The organism is Siminovitchia sp. FSL W7-1587 (genome assembly GCF_037963795.1).
Taxonomy (GTDB): Bacteria; Bacillota; Bacilli; order Bacillales; family Bacillaceae_C; genus Siminovitchia; species Siminovitchia thermophila.
Genome location: NZ_CP150169.1, coordinates 1,890,431 through 1,907,933, shown reverse-complemented (window position 1 = coordinate 1,907,933; position 17,503 = coordinate 1,890,431). Strand labels below are relative to the sequence as shown.

Here is a 17,503-nt window from a genome sequence, read left to right as displayed (position 1 = left end):
TGGCTGGAAGTTTATTCTACGGAATGAAAGCGTAACTCGCTTTAAGTATAAGTGCAACTAGGCAAGTTTTCTTTACTGTAAAGGAGGAGGGTTTCATGCCTCACGTCATAGTGGAGTATACGGACAATATAAAAGGAGAAGGGCATATTGGCGAACTTCTGGAAAAAATCAATCAGTCTCTTCTCAAAAATGACGGTTTATTCCCGATCGGGGGGATTCGAACAAGGGCTGTCGAGCTGAAGGATTATGTCGTTGCGGATGGAACCGAAAACGATGCTTTCGTACATGTCACACTTAAAATTGGCGGAGGCCGCTCCGAAGAGCGGCTTGTTGCTGCCTGTGACAAACTATTTGCTGTTATCGAAGATCATTTCGCCGCTTTATTTGAAAAAAGATACTTTGCTCTATCGATGGAAGTAGCCGAATTCACAAGACCAACATATAAAAAGAACAATATTCATAAACGATATAAAAAGTAATGCCGGGACTCGCTTTTATCCCGCATGTAAGGTGCCGTAAGCTCCCACATCAAAATCTTGAGTGAATACAAAAGGTCTAAGTGTGAGAAAACGGCACCTAAATGCCCGATTGGTTCAACTAACATTCAGTAGGAGATGAAGAACCCTCCTACTGAATGAAGTTTCACTTTATCCCGCATGTAAGGTGCCATAAGGCTCCCACATCAAAATCATGAGTAAATACAAAAGGTCCAAGTGTGAGAAAACGGCACCTAAATGCCCGATTGGTTCAACTAACATTCAGTAGGAGATGAAGAACCCTCCTACTGAATGAAGTTTCACTTTATCCCGCATGTAAGGTGCCATAAGGCTCCCACATCAAAATCTTGAGTAAATACAAAAGGTCTAAATGGGAGAAAACGGCACCTAAAATGCCCGATTGGTTCAACTAACATTCAGTAGGAGATGAAGAACCCTCCTACTGAATGAAGTTTCACTTTATCCCGCATGTAAGGTGCCGTAGACTCCCACATCAAAATCTTGAGTGAATACAAAAGGTCTAAGTGTGAGAAAACGGCACCTAAATGCCCGATTGGTTCAACTAACATTCAGTAGGAGATGAAGAACCCTCCTACTGAATGAAGTTTCACTTTATCCCGCATGTAAGGTGCCGTAAGGCTCCCACATCAAAATCTTGAGTAAATACAAAAGGTCCAAGTGTGAGAAAACGGCACCTAAATGCCCGATTGGTTCAACTAACATTCAGTAGGAGCCCTACTGAATGAAGTTTCACTTTATTTCCAACCGCTAAAATAAAAAAGGATCGGGAAAGCGGCAGTCATGATTGCCATGATAGCCGCTCCAAATTTATTTCCCTCTTTCCAAGCATGCTTGGTCAATCCCCATGTGTAATACATTAAAAATAAGGTAAGGATGCCAATGAACAAAAATTGCACGGGCGATCAGTCCTTTTCTGACGGTTTTATCGGGATCGGCTTGATTTGCGCCCCAAAGTTTTCGATCGTTACTTTAAAGCGCACATCGACTTTTGCATGCTGATAGTGTTTCTCCCAATCATATTTTTGAAAATCTTTCATTGTCCAAAAATGTTTTCTTGCATTAATGTGCCAAGCGAACGGTTCCCCTTTATATTCCACTTTGGTTTTTTTGATCAGTTTCAGCGCATCTTTTTCCAACTGCTTTTCTATCGACTTTTTTAAAATGGTTTGGTTCTTTTCATTTGTCGTATAGTTGGTGAGCCCGGGGTTGGACCTAACTTGTAATTTGATTGGAACAGAAACAGCAACTTTCAAGGGGTCTTGATTAGGAGATACGTTAATTTTTGTATGCCCGTCCTTTATGACCCTTGCCGAGATTCTGAACTTCTCATTTAAAGGGTCTATAAACGAAGCAACAAACGAGTTTATCGGTGATTTCCGCTTTATTAGCAAAGCCATCCTTGTCTCCTCCCCGTTTAGGGTACCGATCATTTTTCTGTTTTGCATGACGGCAGAACCGATCATCTGGACAGGGTCCCCGGCTTTTTGAGGAACTTGCCCGGCCTTATACGTATCTTCATCTGTATGAACGGTCTCATTTCTTTTGGTTGTGGCATAGATGATCAAGGCTAGCTCTCCTTCCGACCGATGGTAAAAGTTATTTAAATTGGATTTTGAAACAAGCCCTGTACTGTCCCATCTTTCCTCCATGAATTCATAATATTTATGCGGGCTGCTTTCCAGCGCCGGCTTGTTTTTATGAATATAATCACTCGCCTTTTCTTGCGATACGATCATAATACTTTCCCGCCGCAGTTCTGGGTCAATAACAGCAGAATCAATGATGTGGCGAAATTCATCGGTTTTTGCCAACTCTTCCCCGATAATAATAGTCCGTAAATGGGCAAAGGTAACTTTTCTGGATAGGGAAGACTGGGTAAGCTCTTTTGCAGAAAATATATCTGGAGCTGAAACAGATATAATATTAGACGGCTGTTCGTTTTGTGCTTCCGCGGCTTTTGAGGTATTTACTTGAGGATTGGCAACCTGAAAGGTGACCGATATCAAGTGATCCTTTTCATCTTTGTCCAGCCCCAGTGCGATGACAAAGGCCTGCCTTTCCAGTTCTTCTTTATCTCCACAGCCCGTTGTCAAAAATATAATCGAAAAGGCGCTAAACAATAGCAGAAAAAAACGCTTCATTTTTTCTTCCTCCCCTTAAAGCGGTCAATTCCCCATAAAAGCACGGGAAGAGAAAAGAAAAAGCCTGAACCAATCTTTAATAACAGTTTCCTTGCTTCAAATCCTTGAAAATAATTGTCTGGCATTAATGCCAACAAAATAATCAGGCCTGTTAATGGCAGCAAAAGCCCTTCAAATTCGTTGAAGCGGATCAACTTGCCCAGTAAAAATGCACAAATATAAATATAAATGGCAAAACGAACAGCCGCCCCCATAAACCACAATCCCAGAAAAATAGCTTCCACATGGTTAGACAACGCTCCAACAGCAGCCAACCTAGTCAGGTGATGGTACGGATAAGCAATACTTTCAACTGACGGGTAGTCAAACATCATAATAAATGCCGCCATAAAAATAACCATTTTTGCGGAACTCACACTGAAGCTCCAAATGGATGCTTTTTGAAAAGATTTATAAGTGCGTACAAAGGGAGCAAGCAGGAAAAGGATAATGATATCGCTTCCCAAAAACGAGCTGTAACTGACTCCCCCTTTTATAAGATCCCACATTCCGGGGCCGGCAATTGGAAAAATAAACCCCGGATCCAGATCTTTTGTTACAAAAATGATAAGAAGCACAGCGGAAACAAGGATAGCTGGTGTGATTAGCCAGGCTGTACTCCCGATTGTTTCCAAACCGCGGATGGCGACAAGAAGGCACGTAGCCATCGCAACCAGCAAGATCATAAACACCGAAGTGTGCGGATAATACATCGTAATGACAATATCCGCATAACTGCGGGTGTTTATTACAGTTGTTGCCATAGATAAACTGATAAATATAAACGTGATGACGCCCCCAAAAAATTTTCCCGTCAATTTATTGGCCATTTCAATCAGCCCGACTTGATGCTTACGAAACAATCCCAATAACAAAAGGAAGGGAATGAGAAAAAAAAGAAATGAAAAGATGGGTAACATCCAACCAGCATTTATTCCAGTGTTTAGGAAAATGCTTGGGGTTGTGTCCGTTACTTTAATGGCCAGCATCAAAAAAATAATGGAAAACAATTCTCTCGTCCCCAGCTTGCCATCGGTAGCTTTGATCATTCTTTCTCCTCCCCTTTCGGCGCTGCTCTAATCTTTCTTTGCGGAGACATGTTTTGCGGTCTCAGCCACTGTTTCTTTAAAACCGGGCGCAAAAACAAGTCCTTTGATGAAGGAGTATAAGGGGCAAGCGGCGAAAAGAATGGCACACCAAAAGCTTTAAGCGAAGCGGCATAGGCCATGATAGCTGTCAATGCCAAAGCAATGCCGATGAAGCCAAGAAAATTGGCGGCAAAGAGCAGGCAGAAACGAAGAATCCGGACGATCACACTCAAGCCGATATCCGGAATGGCAAAAGAGGCCAGGCCTGTAATCGACACAATAATGACCATAATAGGACTGACAATATTCGCCTCTACGGCTGCCTGGCCAAGAATTAAGGCACCTACAATTCCGATGGTGGCGCCTAGTGGGGTGGGAACCCTGATTCCGGCCTCTCTTAAAATTTCAAATGTTATTTCCATCAGCACAATCTCCCAAAGAGTTGGAAAAGGGATCCTTTCTCTTGTTCCAGCCATGGCAAGGAGAAGATCTGTCGGAATCATTTCCGGATGAAAAGTTGTGACTGCCAGAAAAAAAGCCGGAGTCAACAAGCCGATAAATAAGGCGATTAAGCGGATGATTCGTGAAAAATTGCCGTAAGGCATACGCAAAAATTGATCTTCCGCCGTTTGGAACAATGACCAAAACGTAATGGGTGTCACCAATGCGACGGGAGAGTTATCCATCAGCAAAATGACGTGTCCTTCGAGTAAAAAAGAACAGGCACGATCAGGGCGTTCTGTCGTCATGCATGACGGAAATAAAGAGCTGGGCCTTTCTTCGATCACTTCTTCCAGCATGGAAATTTCCAGTATAGCATCCTGCTGAACTTCCTCTATTCGTTTTTTTACCGTGGCAACAAGCTCTTTATCCACGATGTTTTGAATGTATAGCACCGAAACTTGCTGGGGAGACTTCGTCCCTACAGTGACAATTTCTGTTATTAAGTGATGATCTTTTAATTGCCGGCGAATAAGGGAACGGTTAACTTGCGCGGACTCGATAAACGCCGTTTTAGGCCCCTTCACAACGGTTTCGGCTGTCGGCTCCGTTACAGAACGGCTTTCAAAACCGTTCGTATCAATTAGGATTCCGTCTCTTTGCCCATCTATCAAAATCAAAGTGCTGCCATTCAACATATTTTCAACAGCTTCTTTAATTTTCGTTATTTTTTTGCCGCTTGCAGTCGTCAGGACATTATGCATAATATCCGTTACGATATTGATTTCATTCCGAACAGTAGATTGTGATTGTGGTTCAAGAAGAGGCTTTATAATTTGCTGATCGATCATCTTCGTATCAACCGCTCCGGCAACGAATAAAATGAGAGCATGCCGGTTGATGGACGAGATGTACAGCTCCCTGAATTTCAAGGCATTATTCGTTGGATAGTAAAATAATTGTTCAAAACGCTTTCTGTTTTCCGTTATTTTATTGGAGAAAACCTCTAGCTCTTGTTCCTTTTTTGTCCCATCCTTTGATTGTTTAGCTTTCATTAATTGCTTTTTTTTGAAGAAGTTCAATGAGCGTACCTCCAGCCAACATGGACTATGTTTGTTAATATGGACATTTTCTGTAAAAAAATGCATTTTACGTTTAATCTTGGGCCGATTGTGATAGGGGATGATTGCACGGATTATTTTTATGGGGGAGGGCCTTTCATGTTTACTTGGAATGACATGATTACGTTCGTTTGGGCATTCTTCCTGACGCTTCCGCTTGTGGCATTCATCCATTCCGCGGGCCACTTGTTTTTCGCGTTACTTTTCGGCGGGAAAGCGAAAGTTGTCTTGGGGCAGGGCCGATTGCTCTTATCTTTGGGAATCTTTAAGATGCGGATGTTATATTTCGTTGATTGCTACAGCTATTACGAAGGTTTAAAGGTGAACAACCGGATTACCCAGACGCTTGTTCGGGCCGGAGGAGTCATTTTTAATCTGTTATCCATTATTTTGGTGAATTCGGCTATTTCCGCCGGATATTTGCCGAAGCACATGTTTTTTTATCAATTTGTCTATTTTTCCGTTTATTATATTTTCTTTGACCTGCTGCCGACCGAATATGGCGAAGGTCAGTATAGTGACGGCAAGGCGATTTGGGACATTTGGAAGAAAGGGAGCGAGGAAAAAGAAAAGAGCCGCTAATCGGTCAGGGGGCGTCGGAAATCCCCTGACAACATCGACTTCTCAATTGTTAGGCAATCAATAAATAGCTTTCATTCTAAGAATGTAGGATGCTCAGCCGCTTTATCGGTAACGAATAGAGGTAAATGGTTTGCCCGGAAATTGCGCTTTGTTTTTACAGTACCTTCAGGGTGAAAGTCTGCCATTACTACTGCGTAGATAGCGAACAGAGAGGCTGGACACAACTAAATCAGCTAATGAAAAAACGTACAATAAAGTGAAACTTCATTCAGTAGGGCTCCTACTAATGTTGTGAACCAATCGCAATATGTAGACTCCTGCGGGAATAGCTCGAGCTGAAGATCCCGCGGAAAGCGAAATATGTTGACGTAGCGATGTTAGGGATCTTTTTAACACAAATAGGTGCCGGGGCAAAACCTTATAAAAATGAAATAAACCGCATGGAATCAAGTTTAAAAACCTTGATTTCACGCGTTTTATTCACGCGATTTTTTACGAATATGAATCAGCTTCCAAGTGGACCCCTTGCTATTTCGTATTTGCTTATGTACCAGCCTATTAACTGACGCAGTCAAATAATAAACGATGATGCAGCCAGCGAAAGGGAAATAACATAACTGAAAACCGGATCATACCAAGTGGAACATTTGTCTCCATAAAAAAACATTACAGATATATAACAGATGTTGACATTTTCAATCTGTTATAATACAATATGCTTAACAACGAAAAGGGAGGATACGTCCAATGATGCCAATTGAATTTTACCGGAACATTCCAGCCAAACAATGTTGCCAATGCGGAGAAGATATGCAAGAAATGCATGAATGCTATTTTAATGAGTGTGAGCGGTGTTTAAGCAAAGTAGAGGAGTAACAAATGAATAAAATATTGAAATGTTAACAATCTGCCAGTTTCATTGTATGAATTGGCAGATTTTTCTTTTGGACTATTTTTTTGAGCATACTGTCAAAAGGTAACAGTAGAGGAACGCTTAAAAAAGCCATATTCAATTCACCATAGGTTTTTCAGCAATGATTGGAATGGCAAAATCAGTTTCTTTATGATTCCTCGAATAATCGTTTATCTTTACGGGAAGTTTCTTGATTTTGGCTTATCCACAATATTCCTCTGCTTTTTGTAGGATCAGCAAAAAGAGTCTTTTTACTTTACTTGATCACATACCGGGCTCGCTGTTTGGAAAAACGCTCTTACATCTCGAATCCAATGCTGTTATTCCGTCATGGCTGCTTCCAATTCGGATAGCGTTTCATCTCTCTGTACGGAGATATATTTAAAATCGTTATTTGAAAGCCAAAAGCGTTCGATTTTATAAGAAGAAATGCAAAAGATAAGAGCGAATGTTCCTGAAATCCCAGAAAAACAGCTATAGAGTATAAGAAACCAGCAATGAAAAGACCGGTTCCGGAAAAATCCGAAAGCCGGCTAGTATTGGTTGGCTATTTTTACAAGCGTCTCCCCAAGCTGTATGACATCTTCCTCAGTAGTTTCCCGCCCGAAAGAAATACGGATAAATTCTTTCGCTTCTTTTCCTGTAATGCCCATGGCTGTCATCGTTTTGGACGGTGTTTGTAAATGTACGGAGCAGGCGCTGCCAGTGGAGATTGCAAAGCCGCGGCGGTTGCATTCCAGCATGACAAATTGGCCTTCCAGCCCTTTTACCCGCATTCCGACCGTTGAGGGCAAATCGGAATTGTAAATGATGAAAGCAGACTCAGCAGGCGAGAGTGATTGAATAAAAGCTTCTTTTACATGGGTAAAATGTTCTGCCTGTATTCTTTGTTGTTCGACTACTCTTTTGGCCGCAACAGACATGGCCGCCACCGCAGGAACATTGACGGTTCCCGGACGAAATCCGCTTTCGTGTGTTGTACCAGGAAAAAAAGATTTCCAGGTCAGCGATGGATTGACGTATGTAACGCCAATCCCTTTCGGTCCATAAAACTTGTGTCCTGAAATCGTCAAGCTGTCAACCATAGGAGAAATGGTTGACATTTCTGCTTTGCCAAACGTTTGAACACAGTCACTATGGACAAGAATGCCATTGTTGCGGCAAAGTGCGGCCATTTCCTTGATAGGCTGGATTGTGCCGATCTCCGGATTTCCATGCTGGATGCTTACAAGCACCGTGTCATCACGTAGAGCGCTCTGGAATTCACTTAGATTGATTTTCCCATCTGGTTGAAGCGGCAAAAATGTGATGTCGTAACCGGATTTTTTTAATAGTTTCATTGTATTGGCTACCGATGAATGTTCGGCCATGCCGGTCACAATGTGCTTTCCTTCTTTAGGAGAAGCCGATAGCAAGGCCTGAATCGCAAGGAAGTTCCCTTCGGCCCCCCCACTTGTAAAATAAATGCCATCTTTAGGAACACGGAGCAATCGGGAAAATTCTCCCCGGCAATGTTCCAAAAGCTGTCTGGCTTTGTCTCCAATGTCATGAAGACTGCTTGCATTGCCATAAAATTCGGCAGAAGCTTTTACATATGCTTTGGCCGCTTCTTCATCCAGAGGACAAGAAGCTGCATAATCAAAATATTGCACGATTTCCCCCCGCTTTCTGTTGTTGACTACAAATACAGCACTACACATGTAAGTACATTATTTCTAGAATGTTTCGGACAGAATGTCCAACAGTGCAGGTGCAATGACAGGAAAAGGAATGCTCATTAGTATATCTGCATTCGAAAGAAAAAATCAGTTTTTTCGAGATGGTTGCCGCTTGCGCTTATGTTTTTATTCTTACGGGAAAAGAGTTATCATCAGGAAAAACGCAAATTTTTTCAAAAGAATGATGTTAGGCCGCTAGACGTTATCGTCTTGAGGCTCTCATTTTTTTTAATCTTCAAGAGGCAGTTTCAAAAGTTGGAGCAGACGGCCATTTTCCTATAGTGGCTGTCGTTGTAATCTTTCTCATTCTTCCCGCTTAAGGCCGGGTGCTTGCGCTTTTCTTGTTAAAAACTTCTTTTTATAAAAAAGAACTTGTCATAAGTGTAAATCTATGTAAATATATGTGTCAAGACACCTGTAAACAAACAGGAGGAGAATCATGAAAAAAGCGAGCGTCTTAATCATAGGAAGCGGGATCGCCGCTTTAAAGCTGGCGACGGAAATTCGCAGTGATATAAATGTGATCATTATCACAAAGTCCTCTCTAAAAGATGGCAATTCAAACTTGGCTCAAGGAGGAATTGCGGCGGCGGTTGGTCCGACTGATCATCCATCAAGACATGGTGCTGACACAATGAAAGCCGGCGGTTTCCATAACAATCCTGATGTCGTCCGCACTATTACGAAAGAGGCGCCAAAGCTTATCAGTGGTCTTGTAAACGAAGGTTGTCCTTTTGATCGGGATGAACAAGGAGAAATCGTTCTCGGCATGGAAGGTGCGCATGGTAAAAAAAGAATCGTTCACGGGGGCGGAGATGCTACCGGGGCAACGCTTATGGAGCACTTTGTCGCCAACCTCCCAGACAATGTCACAGTCTTTGAAAATATGTTTGCTTATGAATTAATAATAGATTCGGTAATCGGGAAATGTACAGGAGCAAAAGCGAAGGATGTCAACGGAAAAGTCGTGCATTTTTTTGCCAAGCATGTAGTGGTCGCGACAGGCGGCTGCGGCCAGTTGTATACCCATACATCAAACGCATATTCCGTTACTGGCGATGGTATTGCGCTTGCGTACAGGGCCGGAGCCAAATTGACCGATATGGAATTTATTCAATTCCATCCAACACTTTTATATATCAATGGGCAGACCCGCGGCCTTATTTCGGAAGCGGTCCGTGGAGAAGGAGGAAGACTCGTGGATGATACTGGCCGACCTATCATGAACGGTGTTCATCCACTTGGCGATTTGGCGCCAAGGCATATCGTAGCGCAAACCATATATCACCATTTGCGGGAGAGCAATCCTGTATTTCTTGATGTGTCGTGTGTGGACAGTTTTTCGAAAAGATTTCCGACAGTCGCTTCTCTTTGTGAAAAAAATGGCGTCAATTGGCATGACGGAATTCCGGTTGCACCGGGAAGCCACTTTCTCATGGGCGGCATCAAAACGGATCTGCTCGGCAGGACGAATGTTTCCGGACTGTACGCGATAGGAGAAGCCGCTACAACAGGCTTTCACGGCGCGAATCGGCTTGCAAGCAATTCGTTGCTGGAGGGCCTGTTTATGGGGAAAAGCCTGGCCAAATGGGTACAGGCAAATCCTATTAAAGAAGAAGCTTTTTTATATGCAGAGCCAGAGCAGAAGTTTGTTCGTCCACCAGAGGGTTTGCCGAAAAAGCAAGACATCCAGAGGTCGATGATGGATCACGTTGGCATAGCCCGGACGGAAAGCGGCTTGCAAAAACACATTTACTGGTTGGAAAATGCTCGAATCAGGCAATGGTTGTCCGCAAGTTTGGACGACTTGAAGCCGGAAGAGATAGAGCGGGTTTTCATGGGGATTACCGCCTGGCTCGTGGCAGATTCCGCTTTAAAAAGAACTGAAAGCAGGGGAGGTCATTTTCGGCTCGACTTTCCTTGTGAAAATAATCACGTATGGATTGGAAAAAGAATTATACAATGCAGAAAAAGGATGGGACAAAATGAACAAACTGAAGCTTCGGTTGCTACTTGAACAATTTTTTTTGGAGGATATCGGCGACCGTGACGTCTCGAGTCAAATCTTCGCACATCGGGAGCTTGGCCAAGTCGTTTTTATTGCAAAAGAGGAGGGGATTTTTTGCGGAGAAGATGTGATTCAAACCGGATACGCGGTATTGGACCCGGCGATTCGGCTTGACACAAACGTGAAGGACGGAAAGCGCGTTGAACGGGGACAGCGGCTGGCCATTGCTTCCGGACCAATCGAAAGCTTGTTAAAAGGTGAGCGTGTCATCTTGAACTTGGTTCAGCGGATGAGCGGTATCGCGACCAAAACAGGTAAAGCGGTTGAAACGCTGCGCGGAACCAAGGCAAAAGTATGCGATACGAGGAAAACAACACCCGGATTGCGAATGCTTGAAAAATATGCCGTCCGTTGCGGTGGTGGCTACAACCATAGGTATGGCCTGTACGACGGGGCAATGGTCAAAGACAACCACATCGCCTTCGCCGGATCAATAAAAAAAGCGGTTCAAGCTATCAGGGAAAGCGCAGGCCATATGATCAACATTGAAGTAGAAACAGAGACAAAAAAACAAGTGATTGAAGCTGTTGAAGCAAAAGCTGATGTCATCATGTTTGATAATAGAAGCCCCGAAGACATACGCGAATGGGTGAAACTTGTTCCCGAAGGGATCATAACGGAAGCATCCGGAGGTATCACAATGGATAACCTCAGAGAATACGGAGAAACAGGAGTGGACTATATTTCCCTCGGTTTTTTGACACACTCGATTTCCTCGTTCGACATAAGCGTAAAAGTGGACATTGGTGTAATGAGAGAAACCTCCTGAGGGAGGATGTGTCGTCCAAGCTCATTTTTGTTGTAATCACATCATTTATCAAGACTAGGAGGAGACAGAGTATGAGTATTTTTGAAACGTTGGAAAAGCAGTCCAATATACTTCCGGAAAAGTATCGGAATATGGCCACACAAGAAATGGAGGAGAGAGTGCGTGATATAAAAGCGCAGCTTGGAAAAAAACTGTTCATTCCCGGTCACCATTATCAAAAGGATGAAGTCATCCAATTCGCCGATGCGAGAGGGGATTCGTTGCAGCTTGCGCAAATGGCGGAGAAAAATCGCGATGCCGAACATATCGTATTTTGCGGGGTTCATTTTATGGCGGAAACAGCCGATATATTGACAGTTGATGATCAAAAAGTGTACTTACCGGACATGCGGGCGGGGTGCTCGATGGCGGATATGGCTGATATTTATCAGACGGAACGGGCATGGGAAAAGCTTACAAACATATTTGGCGACACCATTTTGCCGCTCACATACGTTAATTCAACAGCCGCCATTAAATCTTTCGTCGGTCAAAACGGTGGCGCCACGGTCACATCTTCCAATGCTGAAAAAATGGTTCAGTGGGCCTTCAAACAAAAGGAGCGGATTCTCTTTTTGCCCGACCAGCACTTGGGGAGAAATACAGCTTACAGTCTGGGCATCAGTCTCGATGAAATGGCGGTGTGGAATCCGATCACGGATGAACTGGAGTATGATGGACCGGTGGAAAATATCAAAGTACTTCTTTGGAAAGGTCATTGCTCTGTTCACGAAAATTTTACAGTGAAAAATATGGAAGAAGTCCGAAGAAATTACCCGAATATGAACATCATCGTTCATCCGGAATGCAGGCGTGAAGTGGTTGCCCTTTCAGACATGGCGGGCTCCACGACCTACATTATCAATATGATTGAAAAAGCGGAGCCGGGGTCCGCCTGGGCCATCGGTACTGAAATGAACCTTGTGAATCGCTTGATACAGGAACACCCGGACAAGCACATCATTTCGCTTAATCCTCACATGTGTCCGTGTCTTACGATGAACCGGATCGATCTCCCGCACCTGGTTTGGTGCCTCGATACAATTATGGAAGGCGAAGGACATCATGTAATTCAAGTTGACGATAAAACAGCGACCTATGCCAAAATGGCACTGGATCGGATGCTGGAACGATCTTGATCAGAATGGTGCGGATGTGAAGTAAGTTGTTGGGGCATGAACCTGGAATTGTCCCGGGCTCATGCCCTTTGTCATTTAGCTTAGATTATTCCAGAAATGATACTCTCTACTTAATCAGAAATTGCGCAAGTATGAAGAGTGGCCCGATCAAATTATTGGGTCCGGGCTCATGCCCTTCATTTAGCTTAGATTATTCCAGAAATGATTCTCTTTACTTGATCAGAAATTGCGCAAGGTATGAAGAGTGGCCTGATCAAATTGTTGGGTCCGGGCTCATCCTTTTCATTTAACCTTGACTCGTTTGTATTCAAAAAGGTCATCCTGTATCAAAAATAGATGAAGGATACTATGCTTTCATCTCTCCCGCAATAAATTCGCGCACTTTCAATTGGAAAAAAGTGTGTAAAATAGGCGGAGACCTTTTGACAAAGGGCTTGCCGTGTATTAAGATAGCGTATTATTCGCAACATTTTTTTAAGCCCAAATACATCACGGGAGAGGAAGAAAGCGGTGAGTAACCCCTTAATTTTTCAATCGGATTTTGGATTGGCAGATGGTGCTGTCTGCGCTATGTACGGCGTGGCCAATTGTGTTGATCCGGCCATCAGAATATTTGATTTGACTCATAGAATTCCTCCTTTTGATATATGGGAAGGCTCTTACCGGCTGTTGCAGACAATTGAATACTGGCCGGAAAATTCGGTTTTCGTATCGGTGGTGGACCCCGGGGTTGGAACAGACCGTCGGAGTGTCGTCGCGCGAACGGCTTCCAATCATTGGGTCGTGACACCGGACAACGGCACGCTTACTCACGTTCATAAAGAAATCGGCATCAAGGAATTAAGACTCATCGATGAAAAGATAAACCGGCTTCCAAACTCTGGTGCTTCCCATACATTTCATGGCAGGGACATTTATGCCTATACTGGCGCGCGTCTCGCTTCGGGAAAAATGACATTTGAGGAAGTGGGTCCAAAGCTGGATCTGGGTCTCATTGTGACACTGCCTTATATCGACGCATACCGAAAAAACGGCAAAGTATACGGAATGATCGATGTGTTGGATGTTCGTTACGGCAATCTTTGGACGAATATTAGCAGACCTTCGCTCATTGATTTGAACATCGACTACAATGATCATGTAAATGTAGCCATTAAGCACAATTCTATTTTAGTATATAACGAAACCATGATTTACGGACGCTCGTTTGCGGCCACCAAAAAAGGGGAGCCCCTCGTATATATTAATTCGCTCGATAATGTGGCTATTGCCATTAATCAACAATCTTTTGCTGAAAAATATGGCATCGGAACGGGCATTCATTGGAGAATTGAAATAGAGAAAGCTTAGTGCTGGACATACTTTGACTAGTAAACAGACTTAGTACTGGTTTGACCAGTAGGCAGACTTAAAAAAGACAGCGGGTGTGGCTCGGTAGTCAACCGGGCAGTCCATTCTTATTTACCGTTTCAAAGAAAAATATGTGTTCAAAAAGGGACGACCCCCAAAAGGCCATCCCTTTTCTTTATTTCCCCTCAAATATCTTTTTCACTTTGTTGACGGCAATTTCTGAACCGCCCCGGCCTTCAACACCCTCGACCATCAAGGCGATAAGCAGCTCGGGATTTTCCGGGTTGTATGCCACGAAAAAGCCGTTTTCTTTTCCTTTCTCCCCTTGTTTTGCTTTTAACTCGGCCGTTCCTGTTTTACCCGCGAGCGGATAATTAGGTATTCTCGCCGAACGTGCTGTTCCACTAGGATCTGCTACGACTTTCACTAGCGCATTTTGAATAGCTGTGGCTGTCTGTTCGCTCATCACTTTTTCTTTCCAAACGGTTCCTGGTTTTTCTCCTTTTACCAATATTGGCTGAATCATGTTCCCTTTGTTCGCAAAAGGAGTGTATGTTGCGGCCAAATGAACAATGTTCATCTGGATCTTTCCTTGTCCGTACGCGGAATCTGCCAATGCAATATCAGAATCGATGTCTCCGATTTTCGATTGCTCAAGCGGGTATCCATAGGAAGGAATGTCTTCTTCAAACCCAAACGTTTGTAACCCCTTCGTAAATTTATCTTTTCCCAGGTCAAGGGCCGCCATCGCAAAATAAATGTTGTCCGATAAAATGAGCGCTTTTTCCAAATTGACCGGACCATTTGCTTCTGTCACTCTGGTAACGGAATACCCGCCCCAAGAGGAATCTTTTTTCCAGGACTTGCCGTTAATATCGTACGTTTTTTTCCAATCGATTGCCCCTGATTCAAGGGCTGTCGCCGCGGTGATCGGCTTCATCACCGAACCTGGTGCGAAAGATGCTTTAAAACGGGTGAGGAGCGGCTCTTTGTCGTTTTCTTGTAATGCTTTCCACTCTTCGGCACTCGCGCCTAAAGACAGCATATTTGGATCGAAACTTGGGCTGCTTGTTAAAGCGAGCGTTTCGCCCGTTACCGGATGCAAGGCGGCGGCCGATCCCGTTTGGTCTTTCAACTCGTTAAAAACGGATTGTTGCAAACCTGAATCGATTGTCAATTGCACGCTTTCTCCGTCTTTTACAGGTTTTTCCGCCAGCATGGCCTCAGAGCCGTCTTCTTTTTTGATCAAAACTTGGACACCGTTTTCTCCTTTAAGTTGTTTTTCAAAAACCTGCTCCAAGCCTCTTTTTCCGATTACGTCGGATGATTGGTATCCGGAACCGGCCTTTTTCAGCTCCTCTGCCGTAATCGGACCCACATAGCCGATCAAATGGGCCGCTGCCTCCCCGAGAGGATAAACCCGTGCCTCCACGCTTCGGTTACTAACGGAAGGAATGCTTGTTACTTTTTCAAGCAACTCCGTATCATCACCCGGTATTTTTTTCAACGGTACAAAATGTTCCGGCTGTACCCATGATGCAGATAATTCTTTTTTTATGTTCTCAGGTTCCAATCTAAGCAACTCAGCTACTTTCGTAATGATTTCCTCTTCTTGGTCTTCCATTTTTCCAGGAATGATTCCGACTTCCGACACTTTTCCTGTAACGGCAAGGCCGACGCCATTCTTGTCCACAATATCCCCGCGTTTCGCAGGTGTCATGGAAAGGCTGATTTTATCGCCTTCTTCAAGCTCGGGAAAAATATACGTCGTATCCCAGTTTACATACCAGCTTTTTTTGTCATTCTGTTCCTCTTCCGTGAGTACTGCTTTATGGTCAAATGAAATCTTGCCCGCAATACTGTCCATTTGGACTGAAAAAGGAAACTGGACTTTACCATCTTTTTCCTTCACTTCTTCAGGCTTTTTAAAAGTTATTTTTACATTTTTAATGTTCAAGTCTTCGTATATCTTTTTATATCTATTCGTAAAATCCTCTTTGGAGACTTTTTCCTTGGCATCTGCCGAAAGATAATCATACATTTTATTAAAATCCTGGTCGTTCCATTCATCAATATACGCAGCAAACCGTTCTTCAGGTTGTGGCCCCTTATTGCAAGCGGCCATTGTGAGCCCGGCCACTAATACAAACAGCATAACGATCCATTTTTTCATCGCTCATTCGCCCCCTCTATTGTGTTATTTTAACATTATAGGGGGTTGAAAGCAGGGAAAAATTCATTCAATATGTTAAAATAAATGGTATTGACGAAATCATATATAAAGAGAGTAAGGAGAAGAGCGATGGAAAAAACACTCATTTTTGGACATAAAAATCCGGACACCGACTCTATCTGTTCTGCACTTGTCTATGCCGATCTGAAAACGAAATTGGGCGAAAATGTTGAGGCTGTTCGCCTTGGGCCAATTAATGGCGAGACGGAATACGCGCTCAAGTACTTCAACGTTGAGGCACCGCGTGAAGTCAACACTGTGGCCAACGAAGCCAAAAAGGTTATTTTGGTTGACCACAATGAACGTCAACAAAGTGCGGATGACATTACCGAAGTGCAAATTGCTGAAGTGATCGACCATCACCGGATCGCCAACTTTGAAACGAGCGACCCGCTCTATTTTCGGGCAGAACCAGTCGGCTGTACGGCAACAATTTTGAAAAAAATGTACGAAGAACACGGAGTGGAAATTGAACAGAAAATCGCTGGTCTCATGTTATCTGCGATTATTTCCGACTCTCTGTTGTTCAAATCTCCAACATGCACGGAACGTGATATCGAAGCCGCAAAAGAACTGGCGGCAATAGCGGGTGTCGAGGTGGAAGCATACGGAATGGAAATGCTTAAAGCCGGTGCGGACGTGAGTGGAAAATCGGTTGATGAATTGTTGTCGCAAGATGCCAAGCAGTTTCAAATGGGACAAGCAAAAGTGGAAATTGCCCAAGTCAATGCCGTTGGTGTTGAAGACGTACTTGTGCGCAAAGCTGAAATTGAAGAGGCGCTCGAAAAAGTGATCGCCGAGCGTGAACTCGACCTTTTCCTTTTTGTCGTGACCGACATTTTAACAAACGACTCAACCGCTATCGCGGCTGGAAAAGCAGCTAAATCGGTTGAGCAGGCCTTTAACGTCTCGCTTGACCAAAATCAATGTGTGTTAAAAGGCGTTGTGTCCCGGAAAAAACAAATCGTTCCATCATTAACAGAAGCACTCAGCAAATAAGGAACGGGATTGAAAAAAGGCATCACATTAAAACAGCAGCAGGGCTTTGCGAGTCAAAGCCCTTTTCACAAATGATCAGTGATGAATGGTTAGCGTAAAAAATGAAAATGTGTATCCCAAAGTAGAAGTGCCATTAGCACTCTTAAAGGCTTTGCGCTGGCAAGTTTACTTTACAAGGTGCGAAATATAATATTTGTATGAATATTCGCGCGAGGTGACCGGCGACTGGCGTTGTCCAGCTATAGCGTCCGTAAACTTCGCTTTCTTTGAAAAAGCCCCGCTTTTTCTGCGCGGTTGTTTTTTCGAGGGAGTGAATTCAGAGGCATGATAAGCCAACAAAGTCCG

13 protein-coding genes are annotated in these 17,503 nt (G+C 43.7%); 8 read left to right on the top strand and 5 right to left on the bottom strand.

The features are described from left to right. Positions 1 to 95 precede the first annotated feature (95 nt). Positions 96 to 479: a 5-carboxymethyl-2-hydroxymuconate Delta-isomerase gene (locus NST31_RS08815; RefSeq protein WP_077114552.1), complete on the top strand. Its 384-nt coding sequence runs from the start codon at positions 96 to 98 to the stop codon at positions 477 to 479. A gap of 941 nt (positions 480 to 1,420) precedes the next feature. On the opposite strand, the gene NST31_RS08810 is transcribed toward NST31_RS08815, so the two are convergent. The 3 genes from NST31_RS08810 to NST31_RS08800 are packed head-to-tail and all read right to left on the bottom strand — an operon-like array spanning position 1,421 to position 5,309. Further along, complete coding sequence (locus NST31_RS08810; protein ID WP_077113201.1) at positions 1,421 to 2,659, bottom strand: Ger(x)C family spore germination protein; 1,239 nt, start codon at positions 2,657 to 2,659, stop codon at positions 1,421 to 1,423. Beyond that, a complete protein-coding gene (locus tag NST31_RS08805; RefSeq protein ID WP_339165083.1) occupies positions 2,656 to 3,747 on the bottom strand; it encodes a GerAB/ArcD/ProY family transporter in 1,092 nt (363 codons plus the stop codon). The genes NST31_RS08810 and NST31_RS08805 overlap by 4 nt, the downstream gene beginning before the upstream one ends. Next, positions 3,744 to 5,309 (bottom strand): spore germination protein, encoded by a 1,566-nt coding sequence (locus NST31_RS08800; protein ID WP_339165081.1) that lies wholly within the window; start codon positions 5,307 to 5,309, stop codon positions 3,744 to 3,746. Before NST31_RS08800 ends, NST31_RS08805 begins: the two co-directional genes overlap by 4 nt. A 138-nt stretch (positions 5,310 to 5,447) precedes the next feature. Between NST31_RS08800 and NST31_RS08795 the strand changes: the two genes are divergently transcribed. Both NST31_RS08795 and yhfH read left to right on the top strand, forming a co-directional pair. Next, the gene (locus NST31_RS08795; RefSeq protein WP_077113203.1) at positions 5,448 to 5,930 is read left to right on the top strand and encodes a hypothetical protein; all 483 of its coding nucleotides are present in this window, start codon (positions 5,448 to 5,450) and stop codon (positions 5,928 to 5,930) included. Between the two features lie 747 nt (positions 5,931 to 6,677). Further along, complete coding sequence (gene yhfH / locus NST31_RS08790; protein ID WP_077113204.1) at positions 6,678 to 6,806, top strand: protein YhfH; 129 nt, start codon at positions 6,678 to 6,680, stop codon at positions 6,804 to 6,806. 570 nt (positions 6,807 to 7,376) lie between these two features. Here yhfH and NST31_RS08785 read toward each other — a convergent pair. Then, positions 7,377 to 8,495, bottom strand: coding sequence for an IscS subfamily cysteine desulfurase (locus NST31_RS08785; protein WP_339165078.1), 1,119 nt, complete (start codon positions 8,493 to 8,495; stop codon positions 7,377 to 7,379). Positions 8,496 to 9,000: 505 nt separating this feature from the next. Between NST31_RS08785 and nadB the strand changes: the two genes are divergently transcribed. The 4 genes from nadB (at position 9,001) to NST31_RS08765 (ending at position 13,926) form a co-directional block, all read left to right on the top strand. Next, positions 9,001 to 10,578 (top strand): L-aspartate oxidase, encoded by a 1,578-nt coding sequence (nadB, locus tag NST31_RS08780; RefSeq protein ID WP_339165076.1) that lies wholly within the window; start codon positions 9,001 to 9,003, stop codon positions 10,576 to 10,578. Then, entirely contained in the window at positions 10,547 to 11,398 is an 852-nt protein-coding gene (nadC, locus tag NST31_RS08775) for a carboxylating nicotinate-nucleotide diphosphorylase (protein ID WP_339165074.1), read from the top strand. The genes nadB and nadC overlap by 32 nt, the downstream gene beginning before the upstream one ends. Before the next feature lie 71 nt (positions 11,399 to 11,469). Then, a complete protein-coding gene (gene nadA / locus NST31_RS08770) occupies positions 11,470 to 12,576 on the top strand; it encodes a quinolinate synthase NadA (protein WP_339165072.1) in 1,107 nt (368 codons plus the stop codon). 510 nt (positions 12,577 to 13,086) lie between these two features. Then, positions 13,087 to 13,926: an S-adenosyl-l-methionine hydroxide adenosyltransferase family protein gene (locus NST31_RS08765; protein WP_339165071.1), complete on the top strand. Its 840-nt coding sequence runs from the start codon at positions 13,087 to 13,089 to the stop codon at positions 13,924 to 13,926. A gap of 175 nt (positions 13,927 to 14,101) precedes the next feature. On the opposite strand, the gene NST31_RS08760 is transcribed toward NST31_RS08765, so the two are convergent. After that, the gene (locus NST31_RS08760) at positions 14,102 to 16,099 is read right to left on the bottom strand and encodes a penicillin-binding transpeptidase domain-containing protein (protein WP_339165069.1); all 1,998 of its coding nucleotides are present in this window, start codon (positions 16,097 to 16,099) and stop codon (positions 14,102 to 14,104) included. Positions 16,100 to 16,228: 129 nt separating this feature from the next. On the opposite strand from NST31_RS08760, the gene NST31_RS08755 reads away from it, so the two are divergent. Next, positions 16,229 to 17,158: a manganese-dependent inorganic pyrophosphatase gene (locus NST31_RS08755; RefSeq protein ID WP_339165067.1), complete on the top strand. Its 930-nt coding sequence runs from the start codon at positions 16,229 to 16,231 to the stop codon at positions 17,156 to 17,158. The last annotated feature ends 345 nt before the right edge of the window (positions 17,159 to 17,503 follow it).